Raw genomic sequence first — 1,399 nt, forward strand, 5'->3', positions numbered from 1 at the left:
TAATATATTTTTCAATTGATTCCTTTAACTCTTCATAACTGTAGTAGGTGTTCCCATAGTACATTTCCTGCTTCAATATACCAAAGAAGTTCTCCATAACAGAATTATCGTAACAATTCCCTTTACGTGACATACTTTGATAGATTTTGTTTTCTTTTAACCTATTAGAGTATGCTGCCATTTGATATGCCCATCCTCTATCAGAATGAAAAGTTCTTCTGTATGGACAATCAGATGTTACTTCAATTGCTCTCTTTTGAGCAGATAATACACTTACCGCAGAAGGAGCTTTGCTGATTGAATAACTTAATATTTCACCGTTAAACATATCAAGAAATGGATTAAGATAAAGTTTTTTGATTATCATTCGACCTTTTCCATCAATTTCATAATACTTAAATTCGGTAGTATCTGTAGTAATCTTTTGATGCGGTATTGTAGTGTGAAATCTTCTGTTTATTCTATTTGGTGCAATTCTTCCAACATTACCTTTGTATGAATTGTATCGTCTGCTTTTTCTTGTGTATGATGTTACCTGCAAACCAAGTTTTTGCATGATTCGCTGTACTTTCTTTTTATTGACACAAATCCCTTCTTTTTGAAGTACAGCTTTCATACGCCGATATCCAAAATCCTTATGTTCGTTGTGTAAGTCAAGGATATGTTCTTCTAATTCTTTATTCGGATTCACTCTGTCAAAACGCTTTTGCCAATACATATATGTTGATTTTGGAAATCCTACTACTGCGAGAATCTCTTTTAATCTAAATTCTCCTCGGAGGCTGTGAATGATTCTCGCTGTTTTTTCAGAAGAGCTTCCTCCTCTAAACGCAGCCTCCTCAGTTCTTTTAAATATGCATTCTCTATTCTAAGTTTCAATAGCTCATCTTCGAGCTGTTTTACATATTCTTTACTGGTATCTACAGTTGCTTCATCTTCAGATTGACTTATCTTTTTTTGCTTTGTATCTTTATCCATTGATCTTTTCCGACCTTTCTTCTTAGGTCTCAAAGCATCAGGACCTGCAGTTCTAAAATCATTTACCCATCTGACGACGAGTGAAGGATTATTTATTTCTTGTGATATTGCTAATTCCTGATACGAGAGTTCGCTTGTTAGATACAATTCTACTATATGAAGTTTAAATTCAAAAGAATATGTTTTATTTTTCCTGGAACGTCTTAATCCATCATCACCAAATTTCTGATAATTTTTAATCCAGCTGCGAACTTGTTCAATAGATTTAATACCATATTTATGAGCTAAATATGTATAGCCACCTTCACCTTTAAGATAGGCTTTTACTACAGATTTCTTAAATTCAAAGCTATATTTTGCCATAACAAAACCGACCTCCCAACTGTTAGATATTTAGGTCTAACTTTTGGGGGTCGGTTCA

The 1,399-nt window shown here is 33.5% G+C and carries 2 protein-coding genes; both read right to left on the minus strand.

What is annotated here, in order from left to right:
- Positions 1 to 856: IS3 family transposase (locus INF20_RS07885; protein ID WP_226385830.1), on the minus strand; the 856-nt coding region annotated here is incomplete at its 3' end.
- Positions 760 to 1,341: a helix-turn-helix domain-containing protein gene (locus INF20_RS07890; RefSeq protein ID WP_226385829.1), complete on the minus strand. Its 582-nt coding sequence runs from the start codon at positions 1,339 to 1,341 to the stop codon at positions 760 to 762. The genes INF20_RS07885 and INF20_RS07890, both read right to left, overlap by 97 nt.
- Positions 1,342 to 1,399: the final 58 nt, after the last annotated feature.

It is taken from the genome of Gallibacter intestinalis (genome assembly GCF_014982745.1).
GTDB lineage: Bacteria > Bacillota > Clostridia > Peptostreptococcales > Anaerovoracaceae > Gallibacter > Gallibacter intestinalis.